General features: G+C 51.5%; 19 protein-coding genes. 10 read left to right on the plus strand and 9 right to left on the minus strand.

The window, feature by feature from the left end; all coding sequences use genetic code 11:
• Positions 1 to 6 precede the first annotated feature (6 nt).
• From radC to FND52_RS16550, 5 genes are all read left to right on the plus strand, one after another.
• The gene (gene radC, locus FND52_RS16530) at positions 7 to 477 is read left to right on the plus strand and encodes a RadC family protein (protein WP_096080167.1); all 471 of its coding nucleotides are present in this window, start codon (positions 7 to 9) and stop codon (positions 475 to 477) included.
• Positions 478 to 485: 8 nt separating this feature from the next.
• A complete protein-coding gene (locus FND52_RS16535) occupies positions 486 to 707 on the plus strand; it encodes a DUF987 domain-containing protein (RefSeq protein WP_144131962.1) in 222 nt (73 codons plus the stop codon).
• A 31-nt stretch (positions 708 to 738) separates the two neighbouring features.
• Positions 739 to 1,104, plus strand: coding sequence for a type IV toxin-antitoxin system YeeU family antitoxin (locus tag FND52_RS16540; protein ID WP_096080169.1), 366 nt, complete (start codon positions 739 to 741; stop codon positions 1,102 to 1,104).
• A 33-nt stretch (positions 1,105 to 1,137) separates the two neighbouring features.
• Entirely contained in the window at positions 1,138 to 1,458 is a 321-nt protein-coding gene (locus tag FND52_RS16545; RefSeq protein WP_096080170.1) for a TA system toxin CbtA family protein, read from the plus strand.
• Positions 1,459 to 1,737: 279 nt separating this feature from the next.
• Complete coding sequence (locus tag FND52_RS16550; RefSeq protein ID WP_144131964.1) at positions 1,738 to 2,763, plus strand: virulence RhuM family protein; 1,026 nt, start codon at positions 1,738 to 1,740, stop codon at positions 2,761 to 2,763.
• Positions 2,764 to 2,823: 60 nt separating this feature from the next.
• On the opposite strand, the gene FND52_RS16555 is transcribed toward FND52_RS16550, so the two are convergent.
• Positions 2,824 to 3,021: a toxin-antitoxin system HicB family antitoxin gene (locus FND52_RS16555; RefSeq protein ID WP_144131966.1), complete on the minus strand. Its 198-nt coding sequence runs from the start codon at positions 3,019 to 3,021 to the stop codon at positions 2,824 to 2,826.
• 143 nt (positions 3,022 to 3,164) lie between these two features.
• Here FND52_RS16555 and FND52_RS16560 point away from each other — a divergent pair, with 143 nt between their 5' ends.
• Positions 3,165 to 3,464, plus strand: a complete 300-nt coding sequence (locus FND52_RS16560) for a SymE family type I addiction module toxin (RefSeq protein ID WP_125292852.1) — start codon at positions 3,165 to 3,167, stop codon at positions 3,462 to 3,464.
• Positions 3,465 to 3,519: 55 nt separating this feature from the next.
• On the opposite strand, the gene FND52_RS16565 is transcribed toward FND52_RS16560, so the two are convergent.
• Together FND52_RS16565 and FND52_RS16570 are read right to left on the minus strand one after the other, a co-directional pair.
• Positions 3,520 to 6,102, minus strand: a complete 2,583-nt coding sequence (locus FND52_RS16565; protein WP_144131968.1) for a bifunctional diguanylate cyclase/phosphodiesterase — start codon at positions 6,100 to 6,102, stop codon at positions 3,520 to 3,522.
• A 132-nt stretch (positions 6,103 to 6,234) separates the two neighbouring features.
• Positions 6,235 to 7,200, minus strand: a complete 966-nt coding sequence (locus FND52_RS16570; protein WP_125292854.1) for a sensor domain-containing diguanylate cyclase — start codon at positions 7,198 to 7,200, stop codon at positions 6,235 to 6,237.
• A 508-nt stretch (positions 7,201 to 7,708) separates the two neighbouring features.
• Here FND52_RS16570 and FND52_RS16575 point away from each other — a divergent pair.
• Positions 7,709 to 8,239: a hypothetical protein gene (locus tag FND52_RS16575; protein ID WP_144131970.1), complete on the plus strand. Its 531-nt coding sequence runs from the start codon at positions 7,709 to 7,711 to the stop codon at positions 8,237 to 8,239.
• A gap of 37 nt (positions 8,240 to 8,276) precedes the next feature.
• Here FND52_RS16575 and FND52_RS16580 read toward each other — a convergent pair whose 3' ends face one another.
• Positions 8,277 to 8,756, minus strand: a complete 480-nt coding sequence (locus FND52_RS16580; RefSeq protein ID WP_125292856.1) for a YciE/YciF ferroxidase family protein — start codon at positions 8,754 to 8,756, stop codon at positions 8,277 to 8,279.
• Positions 8,757 to 8,977: 221 nt separating this feature from the next.
• Positions 8,978 to 9,145 (minus strand): con-10 family general stress protein, encoded by a 168-nt coding sequence (locus tag FND52_RS16585; RefSeq protein WP_125292946.1) that lies wholly within the window; start codon positions 9,143 to 9,145, stop codon positions 8,978 to 8,980.
• A 396-nt stretch (positions 9,146 to 9,541) separates the two neighbouring features.
• On the opposite strand from FND52_RS16585, the gene FND52_RS16590 reads away from it, so the two are divergent.
• Together FND52_RS16590 and map are read left to right on the plus strand one after the other, a co-directional pair.
• A complete protein-coding gene (locus FND52_RS16590) occupies positions 9,542 to 9,790 on the plus strand; it encodes a ParD-like family protein (protein ID WP_125292857.1) in 249 nt (82 codons plus the stop codon).
• Positions 9,787 to 10,569 carry a type I methionyl aminopeptidase gene (gene map, locus FND52_RS16595; RefSeq protein ID WP_144131972.1) on the plus strand — a complete coding sequence of 261 codons (783 nt, stop codon included), beginning with the start codon at positions 9,787 to 9,789 and terminating at the stop codon, positions 10,567 to 10,569. Before FND52_RS16590 ends, map begins: the two co-directional genes overlap by 4 nt.
• A gap of 26 nt (positions 10,570 to 10,595) precedes the next feature.
• Here map and FND52_RS16600 read toward each other — a convergent pair whose 3' ends face one another.
• Genes FND52_RS16600 through FND52_RS16615 form a run of 4 tightly spaced genes read right to left on the minus strand, consistent with a single transcriptional unit; the run spans position 10,596 to position 13,653 of the window.
• Complete coding sequence (locus FND52_RS16600) at positions 10,596 to 11,225, minus strand: amino acid ABC transporter permease (RefSeq protein WP_425277913.1); 630 nt, start codon at positions 11,223 to 11,225, stop codon at positions 10,596 to 10,598.
• Between the two features lie 46 nt (positions 11,226 to 11,271).
• A complete protein-coding gene (locus tag FND52_RS16605) occupies positions 11,272 to 12,051 on the minus strand; it encodes an amino acid ABC transporter permease (RefSeq protein WP_144131976.1) in 780 nt (259 codons plus the stop codon).
• Positions 12,051 to 12,869, minus strand: coding sequence for an amino acid ABC transporter ATP-binding protein (locus tag FND52_RS16610; protein WP_144131977.1), 819 nt, complete (start codon positions 12,867 to 12,869; stop codon positions 12,051 to 12,053). The genes FND52_RS16605 and FND52_RS16610 overlap by 1 nt, the downstream gene beginning before the upstream one ends.
• 1 nt (position 12,870) lies before the next feature.
• Positions 12,871 to 13,653 carry an ABC transporter substrate-binding protein gene (locus FND52_RS16615; protein WP_244290579.1) on the minus strand — a complete coding sequence of 261 codons (783 nt, stop codon included), beginning with the start codon at positions 13,651 to 13,653 and terminating at the stop codon, positions 12,871 to 12,873.
• A gap of 712 nt (positions 13,654 to 14,365) precedes the next feature.
• Here FND52_RS16615 and nrfA point away from each other — a divergent pair.
• A complete protein-coding gene (gene nrfA / locus FND52_RS16620; RefSeq protein WP_125292863.1) occupies positions 14,366 to 15,811 on the plus strand; it encodes an ammonia-forming nitrite reductase cytochrome c552 subunit in 1,446 nt (481 codons plus the stop codon).
• Positions 15,812 to 15,848: the final 37 nt, after the last annotated feature.

The following is a 15,848-nucleotide window of genomic DNA, read 5'->3' on the forward strand; positions in this document are numbered from 1 at the left end:
GCAATTATGTCGGCACTCAATTTATCCCCAATATTCCTGCCAAATGAGCAGCGCGTTATTCGTCGGGCGTTACGACTGCTGGAAAAATATCAGCGTCAACCGAGTGAGTCTTTTACCTCCACCAGCTTCACCAAGACCTGGCTTCAGCTACAGATGGCTCATCAGGAGCGGGAAGTATTTATCGTGATGTATCTCGATAACCAGCACTGCCTTTTGGGGCGAGAAACGCTGTTTACCGGCACGCTCAGCCATACCGAAGTACATCCACGCGAAGTTGTGAAGTCGGCCCTGAAGCACAACGCCGCTGCAGTAATTCTGGCGCATAACCATCCGTCCGGTACGACAGAAATCAGTCAGCAGGATAAACACATCACCCAGCGAATAATGAAAGCGTTAGCACTGGTAGAAGTGCGAGTGCTGGATCATTTGGTTGTTGGGAACGAAGTGGTGTCTTTTGCTGAATGTGGTTGGTTGTGAGGTGCAGAATGAAAATCATCAGTAAGCGCCAGGCGATGCATATTTATCGTCAGCATCCCGAATCCCGGTTATCTGCCTTCTGTACAGGTCATTACCAGTGGCATGGCAGTGTCTGCCATTACTACGGACGTGAAGTTCAGGACATCGGCGGTGTACTCGCTGTTTTTATTGAGCGTCGTCAGGACCGGGCAGGCCCATATGCCATCCTTCGCAGCGTGACGATGAATTAATCACTTCTCTCAGTCATTAAGGAATATGTTAATGCAATCGACCACCTTATCCGGCTCATCAACGGAGAACGCATCCTGCCTTCAGTGGGGATTAAAACGTAATATCAAGCCGTGCTTCGGCGCTCGCCTGGTACAGGAAGGCAACCGCCTCTACTTTCTGACTGATCGGGCTGGGTTTGATGGCTCATTCAGTGACGATGAAGCTTTGCGTCTGGACCAGGCATTTCCACTGATGATGAAACAGCTTGAGCGGATGCTCACGACTGGCGAGCTTGATCCTCGCAGCCAGCACTGCGTCACAAGGCATCACAACGGACTTACTTGTGAAGCTGACACTCTCGGCTCTCATGGCTACGTTTACATTGCCATATATCCCCAGTCAGCTCTAACCAGATAACACCTTCCTCTTCTTTTATCAGGGACTCAACTCATGCATATTTCAACTGTACCGGCAACGGTGACGGTTTCGTCACGCCTGTCTCCTGTCCAAGTTTGGCAAAAACTATTAACGTATATTTTAGAGCATCATTACGGCCTCACGATCAACGATACACCGTTCAGTAACGATACGACGATTCAGGAACATATAGAGGCGGGAGTGAATCTTACTGATGCTGTTAATTTCCTTGTGGAACGATTCGATCTTGTGCGCATTGACCAGAAGGGTTTCTCCTGGCAGGATCAAGAACACTGGATAACATCTTTGGATGTTCATCGGGCACAGTTCAACCTTGGCTTGAAACGCTCATAAATCAGCCAGCTGATCATTAAGGAAAAACATGTGGGGGCATAATCGGGGGCATGTCAGTAAAGCGCATATGAAAATAATCAATAAATTCAACATGATTAACCACCAAATGCGACTCCTGTGATCTCCGCCACTTTTCGCTCTTTCCGCTTGATTACTTCCTCCTGTTTCCAGAAAAGATTGCCAGCAAATAAACACATCACTGGCGATGAGTTTCATCCTGGTTCTCTGTCATACTTAGCCACTAAGACGTTTTTAGCCCGGATAACGCGGAGGCGGCACATGGAAGATAAACATTTGATCCCATCCCCGGCAGGCGAATTTATTTTGTTTACCAGCGATGACGGTGAAGTGCGTGTTGAATGCCGTTTTGAGCAAGAAACATTGTGGCTCCCTCAGGCTACGATTGCCAACCTGTATCAGGTTACTCCACAGGCGATTACGCAACATATCAAGGCAATCTATGAAGAAGGCGAGCTTGAACAAACCTCAACCTGTAAGTCTTACTTACAGGTTCGACAGGAAGGAATACGTAAAGTAAGTCGTAATACTCTTCACTACAGTCTGCCCGTTATTCTCGCCGTTGGTTATCGCGTCCGCTCAACCCGGGGTACGCAATTCCGTCAGTGGGCAACCCAAACGCTTCAGGAATACCTGGTCAAAGGGTTTGTGATGGACGATGAGCGGCTGAAAAATCCGCCTGTTGGAACGTCCGCTGTACCTGACTATTTCGATGAGATGCTCGAACGCATCCGTGACATTCGCGCCAGCGAGCGCCGGGTGTATTTGCGGGTTCGGGAGATCTTTGCCTTAGCCGCCGACTATCAGCCCTCACTTAAAGAGACCACACAATTTTTCCAGATTATTCAGAACAAGCTCCATTTCGCTTGCACCGGCCATACCGCAGCTGAACTTATTCATCAACGGGCGGACGCCAGCAAACCGCATATGGGCCTGACCAGCTATAAAGGCGATGACGTACATAAATGCGATGTTACCGTCGCGAAGAATTACCTTAACCAGGATGAAGTCAGCGAACTTAACCGCGTCGTTAACATGTGGCTGGATTTTGCTGAGGATCAGGCGCGACGCCGACAGCAGGTTTTATTGCGCGACTGGCAGGAAAAGCTGGACCAGTTTCTGCAATTTAATGACCGTGACGTTTTGCAGGGTGCGGGAAAGATCAGCAAGAAGATGGCTGATGATAAGGCTCAGGCGGAATATGTTCAGTTTGCTGAGCAGCAGCGGAAGTTAAAAGAGGCTGAAGGAGAAAATGATATTTCAAGGTTATTAGGCTGGGAAAAGTAAGCCGGTATATTTTTCAAGTGCCGACATTGTCTGGGAGGATTTACATATCCATTTAAATATTTAGAACTCGTTAGAATCAGTATTAATTACTCCCAGCTTCATTAATTCCTTTCTTCCCAGGTTTTTAAACCAATTGCCCAAACTCACCCCTTCCGCTTTTGCAGCCGCTTCAAATTGCGCTTTTAACTCGGGGGTAATCCGAATCTGAAAGGTTGGCGAAGGTCCATTTTTAGAGTGTTTTACATCACGCTTGGCCATTGTTTATCCCTCTTGTTTCGCCATAAGATTTACATCGTTGTACGTACAAACATTTAAAAATATTTCTTTTTCCTTAGCGCCCCAACCGAGTATTACCAGTACCCGGCTGGAGCTAACCACCACCAACTTATACGGAGTTGATCATGGCTACCAACCATTCTACCAAATCCCCCCGCACTTCCAGAACAGACAAACCTCTCATTGTGGGATATCGGCCGCAGGGCGGAGACACCAGCACGCCGCAAATTACCCTTTCCGGTAAATGGCTCAGCGAGGCGGGGTTTGAGCCCGGGCAGCATTACACTGTAAAAATCAGCGATGGCTGCCTCGTAGTCATGGCAATGAATTCGCGTGAGGAAGAATTACTCGCCGAGTTAGAAACCACACGCGGCAAACTGACGGAAATGAAACGCTCGCTCGGCAATGTATTTAAAGCCGCCTGATTAAGCACCGGGGCAGGCGAAAAGCCTGCCTTAATAACCGTTACGTTATTACCACTCAAACACCAAACTCCACGTTAAAATCAACTTTATCCAGCGCCACGGGCCGCCCGATAAAATACCCCTGCGCCTCATCGCACTGGTACTCTTTCAGCCGCTTTAACTGCTCCGCTGTTTCCACGCCTTCGGCGGTTATGGCCAGCGAATAGGCTTTGCCGAGGCCAATAATATTCTCAACGATAATTTTGGCGTTATCGGATTCCTCCATGGCGAAGACGAAGGATTTATCCAGCTTAATGCCGTCAAACGGGAAGCGTTTCAGATAGCTTAGCGCCGAGTATCCCGTGCCAAAATCATCAATCAAGAAACGCACGCCGATCTCTTTTAGCTGCGTCATCGTTTCCAGCGTGGTATCGGGGTTGGATAGCGTAACGTTCTCAGTTATTTCCAGCTCCAGCCGTGACGGCTCAAGTCCGGTTTTTTGCAGAATGGCTTTTACCCGCTTCGCCAGGCCACCGGTATTAAATTCCACCGCCGAAATATTAACCGAAATCTTTAAATCCGGCGCAAGGCGCAAACCGTCGAGGCAAGCTTTTTCCAGCACCCTGTCGCTCATGTCGATAATCAGGCCCGTCTCTTCCGCAAGAGGAATAAACTGATCGGGCATCAGCAATCCCAGACGCGGATGCTGCCAGCGGACCAGCGCTTCTACGGCGGCAATACGCGAGGTTTTAATATCGTAACGCGGCTGATAAACCAGCTGAAACTGCCCTTCGCTCAACGCTTCGCGAAACTCTTTTTCCATTTCCCGGCGTTGAATTAAATACTCGCCCATATCCGGCTTGTAGAATACCCAGTTATTACGTCCGGAATTTTTCGCCTTATATAACGCGATATCGGAATAACGAATCAGATCGCTGGCATCCATGGCATCCTGCGGCGCTAACGCAATACCCATACTCACGCTAATATGCACATCGTTACCGTTAACCTGAAAAGGACGGCTTATTTCAGTGGTAATGCGCTGGCACAGGGTCTCGATATCTTTCTCGACATAAATATCCGGCAGGATCAGGATAAATTCATCACCACCCTGCCGGGCGACAAGATCGACTTTACGGGTACAGGCGCGTAACCGGCTGGCGACCTCATTCAGTAATTCATCACCCGCGTTATGCCCGAATAAATCATTAACGGGTTTGAATTTATCGAGGTCGAGGCTAATCATGGCCAGCGGATGTGCCGGATCGGGCAGCGAGCGCAGCTTACCCTCTAAAAATTCTTTCATTCTTAGCCGGTTAGGTAACCCCGTTAACTCATCATGGCGCGATAAATATTCCACGCGTTCCTGCGCTTCGACTTCCAGCGTCACATCGGTGACCGTACCGCGAAAACCCATCGAACCGTCATCCATAATGGCGCGTTTCGCCACCAGATTGCAGTACCGCTGATGGCCCTGAGCGGAAAAATAGCGGGCCTTCTTGATGGTGAACGTACCGCCTGCCTGCGGATTAAGCAGCCATTGAGTAAAAGCGATTTTATCTCTCGGGATGAAATCCAACATGCTTCTGCCAAGCCAACTTTCTGAATGATGGCCGGTAATGCCGGAAAAGCGGTCAGACAGCCACGTCAGGCGCGACTGACTGTCCGCTTCCCAAATCCAGTCCGTAGTGGCTTCAATCACGTCGCGAAAGCGCCTTTCGCCTGCCGCCAGCGCCTGGCGGCTCTGCTCCAGGAGAAACACGTTCTCATCGTTTCTTTGCGCTTTGATTATCGCGTTGCGTCGCATTACCCAGGTGAACGTCACGGTCAACAGCATCAGCAGGAGGATTAACGGCAGTTCGCGGCTCATAAGCTCCCTGCCGGGATTATCGCTTCGCCACTCCACCAACACATTACCGCGATCGATGGGCAGAATAATCTGCGCCTCCCGGTAATTTGGTTTCATCTGCGACATGCTGCCGTAGGTATGCGCATCCTGAATGCCGTATTCGTTGCCCATTTGCCGCATTTTGGCGGGCGTCAGCACATCAACGAAGACCATCATTGATGCACTGCCCGCCACTGGCGTTATGCTTTCATCATCCCCTGCTGTGATCCAGGCCGCCGCCAGTAAGGTCAGTTGACCGTTAGCCATCAGCAGTCGTGAGACGGCTTTGCCCCGGGTTTGTGAGAGATCGTTGATTAACTCGGCGGTGACATTCCGGTTCAGCCATTGATCGAAAGCCTGGCTAACAAGACGCCCTTCAATCACGCTGTAGCGGGTTTCACCGGCCGGGGAGAGCACAAACACGCCTTCGTAGTGGTAGTTAGTGTAAAGCGACTCGCCAAGGTTTTGGCTATCCCACGCCCACTGCACGTTAACCTGCTTATGAAGATGGTTATAGGCCTCTCCCCAGTCGGCATTGTCCATCAAATTAGAGCGAATTTTTTCCTGCCGACTGGTGAGGGCTTTTTGTAGAAGAAAACGGCTGCGAGCGTCCGCTTTTTCATTGAGATTGTCGGCAATATAAAAAAGACTCACTATCGCTGCCAGAAAAAGACAACTTAGCAATGCCACGGTAACAATAAACGTTTTCTTTACTATCCCGCTGGTTTCTCCTGAAACACTGCTTACTTTATTAAGGCGCTGCCAGTTCATTTTTCCATCTCTTAACGGGTGAGTATAAGTTTGCCCGCAAAACGGCCTCACCAGTAAAAACAGTATCGGCAAAAGCTGGCATTTGTTTGGTGCCAGCTATCCGTTTTGCTAACTTGATCATTCCCTGACAGCTTACTGCGGCTGTTTTTTGCGCTTCTCGGCAAATGTCGTTCTGCTGGAAAGTTCCAGCATCGCCATCAGCGAGCCATGCGTCGAGGGTTCATAATTGGTCAGGCCATAGGCGTAATTAATATGGTAAGATTTCCTGGATTTATTATTAAAATCATCCATAAAAGAGTGCAGATTAAACAGGTAGCGCTCTTCCGCATTGTGCACGTCATGCTCCAGCAATACAGCGAAATCGCCCCGCCCTAAATATGCGCCAGTATCATGTTTTTTCAGTGATGATTTTATATAGCCTGAAAAGGCTTTCAGGATAGCGTCGGCTTCTTTGTCGCCCAAAACATCCCGGATCGATTTAATATTATCAATTTCCAAATAAATAAGGCTGAACGGTAGCTGGTATCGGGTAAATTGCTCGAACCGTTTTTGGCCAAGCTTCAGGAAGCTTTGTTTATTCATAAGCTCGGTGACGTTATCCGCCATGGTCTTGCTGATAATAAGAAACTCATCCTCAACAATCGCTGCGAAATCAATCAGCGCGTTCGCTTCATCCATTGAAAAATCGCGTGGAACACTGTCAACGATACAAAGCGTGCCGGCAATCATGCCGTCTGGCAACCGTACTGGATACCCTGCATAGAAACGCACGTGCGGCTCGCCGGTTACGAAAGGATTATCGTGGAATCGTTTATCCTTCAGGGTATCTTTAACCACAAACACCCCTTCTGACAGGATGGCATGGGCGCAAAATGAAGTGCTGCGCGGGGTTTCGCGTATATCCACGCCTGCGCTGGACAGCACCCACTGACGCTCCCTGTCCAGTAAACTTAGCGAGGCCACAGGCACATCAAAGGTCAATTTCATCAGGCGCGTCAGCCTGTCGAATCTTTCATCGTTATTTTTATCTAACAGATCAATTAAGTAGAGTGACTTAAGGCGTTCTGCTTCATTAGGCGGTGTTTCAGGAAATATCATATTTTTTCTCGGACGTGACTTCTTAACTTCATTTATCTTAGGCAAGCAATAAAGAGATGGGCAACTTGATTTCATTAACGATGTGATGATCGTGAATATTTTAAGCAAGAAGATAATAATTGGCAGGAATCATTCAGGATAGGGAAAGAAAATAAGTTTTTTTCTGCAACTGATAAAAACCATCATTATTAATGATAATAATTAACATCAGAACTATTATATTTGATATATCCTCCATTAAACATTACTCACCCTCTTATTGCTGACTATATTATCCCGTTCACGATGTCTGTCATTCTCTGATATTCCTAAATACAATTGTTCATTATTGCCGAACTACTGCTTTGCTTACCCACCACGCTGTCACCTGAAACACAACGCGCTGACTCCACAATCAGCGCTTTCCCCACTGCGCCCACTTTATTTTCCTGATCATTCCAATAACTGATGCGAACCGACGCAGCTTTGCTACAGTTTTTCTGATGTCGTTGAGTTTCAGGAACCGCACATGAAAATTGCTTGTCTGGGTTGGGGATCGCTTATCTGGAAACCGGAAAGTTTACCCGTTGTCGGAGAATGGAAAACCGACGGTCCAATGCTGCCTGTGGAGTTCTCCCGGGTCAGCGACGGCGGCGAGCTGGCAACGGCGCTCTGCGTCAATGCCGCACCCGTTCAGGTACTCTGGGCCTGGCTGGACATTGAAGATGTTACTGTCGCCTGTGATGCATTGCGCCAGCGCGAAGGTATCGATGAAGATCGCGTAGACGGTATCGGGCTACTGATCATAGACGACGCGCCGGAAGGCGAGCTGGCGGAATGGGCGCAAGAACGCGGGATTGAAGCTGTGGTCTGGACGGCGCTGCCGGTGCGAAGCGCGGAAATGGAAGGCCGGGCACCAACGGTTACGGAAGCCGTGGCATATCTCGATAGCCTGACAGGCGATACGCGCGAACACGCGCGGGATTATGTTCAGCGCGTTCCAGAACAGATTGATACGGTCTATCGCCGGGCGATCGTTGAGGCGCTGGACTGGAAATAGTGACAAAACGGCCTGCTTACGCAGGCCCGCTTTGCTGCTATTTGTTGCCTTCCGCGATACCGGTCAGTTTGGTATCGGTGGCTTTCTCCTCATTGAGGGTCTCTTCCAGTAGTTTGGCTGCTTCTTTGTAACCCAGCTTCAGCGCCAGAGTACGCAGCGTACCGTAGGAAGCGATCTCGTAGTGCTCCACTTTCTGCGCGGCACCGATAAGCCCTTCATCGCGCAGCGTACCGGCTTCCACCGATTCGATGATCTCCTGCGCCTCTTCGACCAGGCCTTCCAGCGCATGGCACTTCATGCGGCGAATACGAACACCCTCTGTTAATTCAACCAGTTGGTCGATACGCTCAATCTGACCGCGGGTCTCTTCAAGGTGAGCCTCAAACGCCGCTTTCAGATTTTTATCGGTTGCTGCACGAGCCATTTTAGGGAGCGCGCGGGTAATCTGTTTTTCCGCGCTGTAAATATCTGACAGTTCGTGAATAAATAGATCTTCAAGTGTCTTAACTGAAGGCATAATATATTCCTCGTCTCGTCATCTTTGCCGTTACGGTTAATTATGGTGCATAAAAAACGGCACCCCTTTTCACTGAACGCAAACTTTCTGCGTAAGGGATACCGTTTGTATGCTTCGCTTAATAAAGAATTAAGCAGATAATAGAAATAATCTTCATTTAATTAGGTAATTAAACGACTGCTCATTTCAAAGGTGGGTTAACTCACCCAACGGTATCAGGCCTAACGGCTGCCGCCGCTGCTTTTACCACCTTTTTTACCCGCTTCGGATGCTTTCTGCGGGTCATTTTTGAAATTACCGCCGCTGTTTTGACCGCCTTTTTTACCGGCGTCAGAAGCACGCTGTTTATCTTCTGCAAAATTACCTGAACCGCCACGATGCTGAGTCATAATAATTTCCTCATTATGTTTTGGTGAAAGTTTTAATAAATTGGGAAGCATTATTCCCGTCAAGCAGTGTTAACTATAGCCTGCATCACACTTCGCGCAAGAATAAAATCTACTGCCGTCAGGTAATATATCCTGCAAATAAGATTTATCTCAGCATTAAATATGTGGACAAAAAATCTAACTCCTTAGAATTGTGCCGTTTTAATAATTTTTAATATTTTTGGAGATCGTATTTCGCTAAAATCAATCTAAATATTCGTTATTAAAAAAATGATCTATCAGAATTTCTTATAGTTTCCACAAATATATCCTGTATCCGTGACCCCTAAACGGCAGTCGCCAGTCGCGCGAGCCCATGGTAATATACGAAACGTATATGATTCGTATAGGTGACCTATGGGTATCGTTAAGATCTCTGACCTGATGCATGAAAATCTGCGTGTCGCCAGTAATGCCATGAGCCGCTCTATCAACGCCCAGGCGGAACACTGGATGAAAATCGGCATGCTGGCGGAACTCTACCCGCATCTTACCCACCAGCAGCTGGCCCGCGCGCTGGTGCAGGCGGAACTGAAAGGCGGTGTGGATATCACCGCGTTACTGGATGACACGCTTCCCGAAACCAAAGAGGGTGCCGCGCAATGACTATCGTTTTGCATACCCAACAGGAAATTGAAATGGCGCGCGCCGCCGGCCACGCTGCCGCGAAGGTGCTGGAGATGATCGCGCCCTATGTGCGTCCTGGCATCTCCACCGATGAGATTGACCGGATCTGTCATGACTATCTGGTGAACGAGCTAAAAGTGATCCCGGCTAATATCGGCTATCACGGCTACACCAAAACGGTGTGTACCTCGGTAAATCATGTGGTGTGCCACGGCATCCCCTCTGACAAGCTGCTGAAGGCGGGTGATATCGTCAATATCGATGTGGCGATTATCAAAGAGGGTTGGTACGGCGATACCAGCCGCATGTACTTCGTGGGCGAACCATCGATCCGGGCACGCCGCCTGGTGGATGTCACTTATGATTCAATGGTGGCGGGCATTAAAACCGTACGTCCGGGTGCCACGCTTGGCGATATCGGCGCGGCGATCCAGCGTGTGGCGGAAGACGCCGGTTTCTCGGTGGTCCGGGAATATTGTGGCCACGGCGTGGGTCGTGAATACCACGACGAACCGCAGATCCTGCATTACGGTATTCCGGGCACCGGCATTGTGCTGGAGCCGGGGATGATTTTTACTATCGAACCGATGATTAACGCCGGTAAACCCGCTACCAGCGTACTGAGCGACGGCTGGACGGTGGTGACCAAAGACCGCTCGCTGTCGGCCCAGTGGGAGCATACCGTGGCGGTGACCGACACCGGTTATGATCTACTCACACCCTGGCCGGACGGCGTCGGCAACTACGCGCCCCTGTAAAAAAGCGCGCCGAGGCGCGCTTTGCTTTATGGCTGAAGGGCTTGCCGCTGCCAGCGTCGGGCCAGTACGCCCAGCCCGCTGCACAGCAGGTAATAGACCACGCCGACGAAGATAAAAATCGCCGCCGGGTATATCTGCACCCGGCTGTTCACCTGCCCGGCGACGGTGGTCAGTTCCGGCACGTTGACGATAAACGCCAGCGACGTGTCTTTCAGCAGGCCGATAAAAATCCCCACCAGCGATGGCAGCACGTTGCGCAGCACCTGCGGCAACAGGATCAGCTTGAGCGCCTGCCACGGGCTGAATCCCTGGGTCTGAGCCGCTTCATATTGCCCGCCCGGCAGAGCCTGAAGCCCGGCCAGCGTCGAATGCATCACCGACGCCGAGGTAAACCACGCCAGCGCCAGCGTCACCGTTACCGCACCTGGCAGGTCGATGCCCATCATCATCGGCAGTAAATACCACAGCCAGAAGATAACGAAGATCAGCGGAATGCCGCGGATCAGCTCCGCCCAGGCAAACAGCACGCGCCGCACCATACCGGAATAACGCCACGCCAGGCATGCCAGCGCTATTCCGCCGGGCAAGGCCAGCACGCCCGCGCCGAGCGCCATCATTAAGGTTAACAGCACGCCCCCCGGCTCGCCCTGCGCCATCCGGCCCCACAGCAGATAATCGAGGTTATCGGTAATCACGGTGATATTAGCGATCACGTTGCACCTCGCTTTGCGCGATGGCGGGTTGGGTTACGGGTTTGCGGCGCGATCTCCCCGGCCCGATCCTGCCAAGCACCACGCCCATCACCACGCCGAGTAATAAATAGAGCACGGTGCCCACGGCAAACGCTTCCAGCGCATGAGCGTTGTAGCTTTCAATCTGGCGCACCTGATACGTCAGCTCGGCAAAGCCGATGCCGCTGGCCAGTGACGACAGTTTCATCAGATTCAGATACTGGCCGACAATCGGCTGCCAGGCGTTCGCCAGCCCTTGTGGCAACAGCACGCAGCGAAACAGCGCCCAGGTAGAAAATCCCTGAGACAGCGCCGCTTCGCGCTGACCGTTGGGCACGGCGCTTAAGCCCGCTTCAATCTCCTCGATTAAAAACGCTGAGGTGAAGACGCCCAGTCCCCAGGCCGAGCAGAGAAATTCCGGCGTCAGCCACCAGACATCCCCCGGCAAAATCGACCAGCCGTGATCGGCGTTAATAAAATCGCGCAGCGCCAGCGGCAGCAGGTTCCAGGCCGCGAAGTACCAGAACAGCAGTTGCACCAGCAGCGGCGTATTGCGGAATACCGAAACCCAGCCTGCCACCACGGCGCGCCCTGCACCGCCGCCCGCCAGCCGCAGCGCCAGAAACAGCACCGCCAGCACGGTGGCCAGCGCCATGCCGATTAGCGACACCCACACCGTGGTCAGAAAGCCCGAAATAATCCATTGCCGGGGAAGCCCGGTCAGCACCCCCTGCCAGTCCAGATCAAACATCAGTCGGGCCGCTCCTGGTGTAAAGGGTCGAGCACTTTCTTCAGGAAGCGCTGGGCGCGGGGGTGTTGCGGCGCGGAGAAAAACTGCGCCGGGGCGGCCACTTCGAGAATGTCGCCACCGTCGATAAACACCACGCGATCGGCGATTTCCCGGGCGAACTGCATTTCATGGGTCACCACAATCATGGTGATGCCGCTGTGTGCCAGGGATTTCATCACGTACAGCACTTCACCGATCATTTCTGGGTCCAGCGCCGAGGTGGGCTCATCAAACAGAATGATTTGCGGCGAAGAGGCCAACGCACGGGCAATCGCCACGCGCTGCTGCTGCCCGCCAGAAAGCTGTGCGGGCAGTTGATCGGCCTTATCCACCAGACCGACCTGCTGCAATAACTCGCGGGCACGCTGGTCCGCCGCCGCCTGTTTCCAGCCGTGAACCTGCACCAGCGCCAGAGTGATGTTCTGGCGCGCGGTGAGGTGGGCATACAGGTTAAATTGCTGGAACACAAACCCAACCCGGCTGCGCAACTGGCGCAGCGCGCGGCCCTGAATGCCGTGGGTAGGTTTATTGTCGATCAGGATATCGCCGCCGCTCAGCGGCTCAAGCTGGTTGATCAGACGGATCAGCGTGGATTTACCCGAGCCCGACGGACCGAGGATCGCCACCACTTCACCCTGATTGATCGTCAGGTTGATGCCGTTCAGTACCCGGTGATCGCCGTACTGTTTCACGACATCGCGAAACTCAACGCTCGCCTGCTCCAGATGTGAAAAATCCGCGGACGATGCCGCGGAGCGTGTAATGAGGCCAGACAGCATATTACTTCGCTTCTATGGTAAAGGAACGCGGCTGCGGAGTCTGGGTAGACGGGCCAAACCAGGTGTCGTAGATACGGCTGGCTTCGCCACTCTTTTCGAGATTCACCAGTTCATCGTTTACCGCTTTCAGCAGCGCGGTTTCACCCTTCTTCACGCCGACGCCGATCTCTTCTTTACTCAGCAGGTCCGGCAAAATTTTGAAGTTGGCTTTATCCGGCGCGCCCGCCAGCAGGCCAGCCAGAATGGTGCTGTCCTGGGTGATCGCCTGCACGTTGCCGTTACGTAGCGCAGTTAGAGCCAGCGGTATATCGTCATACGCCAGCACCCGAGCCTGCGGGTAACGCTGATGCAGCGCCTGCTCGCCAGTGGTGCCTTTTACTGCGCCAATGCGCGCGCGGCTGTAATCATCCAGCTTGTCCGGGGATTTGGCTGGGACCAGGAATTGCTGGCCGGTAACAAAATATGGCGTGGAGAAATCGATCACCTGGGCGCGTTCCGGAGTGATGGTGATATCCGCCACAATCAGATCCGCTTTGCCGGACTGCAATAAAGGAATACGGTTCGCCGGGTTGGTGGCAACCAGTTCCAGCTTCACGCCGAGCGATTTCGCCAGCGCTTTCGCGAAGTCCACATCGTAACCGACGATTTCATGGCTTTTTGGGTCCACGGAACCAAACGGCGGGTTAGCATCAAAGGTCGCCACTTTTACGACGCCCGCTTTTTTAATATCCGCTAATTGATCGGCCTGCGCGGATGCGGCGGCGAAACCGCCTAATGCCACCATTGCCAGAGCCAGCAGTGCTTTGCGCTGTACGCCAAATTGATGTGCCATAGTTTCCTCTGATTACCCTGTATTTATTAGTTTGTGGTATTACGCTCCCATAACTTTTTCGCTTCGACAAATGCCAAAAATGACTTAACACATACAAAAAAGTTATTAGTAAACAGGCTGTTAACCATTACGGAAAGCCGTGTTATTTGGCGCGTGAAAAGCAGCAAAAATTTGCTTCAGGAAGGGAGATTTGTCGGCGCAGATCGCTTTCAGCACCAGAACGGGATGTTATGCATTTAACGCTGTTAATTGATAATAAAATGACGAAACCCTCTATTTTTCTTTTCTAAAACCCGGCATGTTAAGTCTCATTAAATTAAATATTCGGCTAAACATGCGTTTTTGATACAAATCATATTCAATACCCCTTTATGGGTATTTTAAATATTTCGTGATCGCCGATCCCGTCGTTTTATTAATTCTGTAATCACCGTCATTTATTTCACTGCAATAAATAAAAATTACTTAACTGCTTGTTATCAATGCGCATTCTCCTGCCACGCATATATTTACTTACTCATCTTTACTCTTGATCGAAAACAATATTTTTAATGGGGTTTTTGCTAATTTACGCTCAGAGCAATGTCGAGATGGCAATTATTGCCATTCCCTTTAGTGAATAAAAATAACCGCACAGACGCGGCTTACTTTGGACGGAACGCTCATGGCCAGGATAAGCAAATTTCTTCCCTACTTCTGGAGCCTATTCGCCGGCTTATTGTTGTTAAGCCCGGCACACGCAGAACAAGCTCCTGCTGCAACCGCACCCGCGAAAATTGAAGCGCATAACGAAGTTTTCGCCAATAAACATCCCGATCAATTCAATTCATGGAAAGCCACCAGCGAGCAATCTGAACGTGAAGATGCGCTGGCGGAAGACCCGAATATGGTGATCCTGTGGGCGGGCTATCCGTTCTCGCGGGATTACAACAAACCGCGCGGCCACGCTTATGCGCTCACCGATGTACGTGAAACCCTGCGTACCGGCGCGCCGAAAACCGCCGAGGACGGCCCGCTGCCAATGGCCTGCTGGAGCTGTAAAAGCCCGGATGTCGCCCGCCTGATCCAGAAAGAGGGCGAAGCGGGTTACTTCCATGGTAAATGGGCGCGCGGCGGGCCGGAAATTGTTAACGATTTAGGCTGTGCCGACTGCCATAACACCGCCTCTGAAGACTTTGCTAAAGGCAAACCGGCGTTAACCCTGTCCCGTCCTTATGCGGCGCGCGCCATGGAAACCATCGGCAAACCGTTCGACAAAGCCAGCCGTCTGGATCAGCAGGCCATGGTCTGCGGTCAGTGCCACGTTGAATACTATTTTGACGGCAAAGACAAAGCGGTGAAATTCCCGTGGGATAACGGTCCGAACGTTGACGGTATGGAAAAATACTACGACGACATCGCCTTCTCCGACTGGGTGAACCCGCTGTCTAAAACCCCGATGCTGAAAGCGCAGCACCCGGAATATGAAACCTGGAGCGCAGGTATTCACGGCAAGAATAACGTGACCTGTATCGACTGCCATATGCCGAAGATGCAGAACGCCGAAGGCAAAATGTTTACCAGCCATAAGATTGGCAACCCGTTCGATACTTTCGATCAGACCTGTAAAAACTGTCATACCCAGACCAAAGAAGCGTTGCAGTCCGTGGTCGCCGAGCGTAAAGCCGCGATTCAGGATCTGAAACGTAAAGTGGAAGTTCAGCTGGTTCACGCGCACTTTGAAGCCAAAGCCGCGCTGGATGCCGGTGCGACCGATGAAGAGATGAAGCCGATTCAGACCGATATCCGCCACGCGCAATGGCGCTGGGACCTGGCGATCGCGTCGCACGGCGTTCATATGCACGCGCCGGATGAAGCGCTGCGTATGCTCGGCACCGCGCTGAATAAAGCCGCCGATGCCCGCGCTAAGCTGATTCGCCTGCTGGCCACCAAAGGCATCACCGAAGAGGTGAAACTGCCGGATATCTCCACCAAAGCCAAAGCCCAGGCGGCGATTGGCCTGGATATGCAGAAAATCAACGCAGAGAAACAGGACTTCCTGAAAACCGTGGTACCGCAATGGGACGATCAGGCGCGTAAAAACGGATTGCTGGGAACCGAAGGCAAATAACCCCTAATGCCGCCCCGCAAGGGGTGGCAAAAATTTG

Origin of the sequence: Atlantibacter subterraneus, assembly GCF_007570865.1 — a bacterium.
Taxonomy (GTDB): domain Bacteria; phylum Pseudomonadota; class Gammaproteobacteria; order Enterobacterales; family Enterobacteriaceae; genus Atlantibacter; species Atlantibacter subterraneus.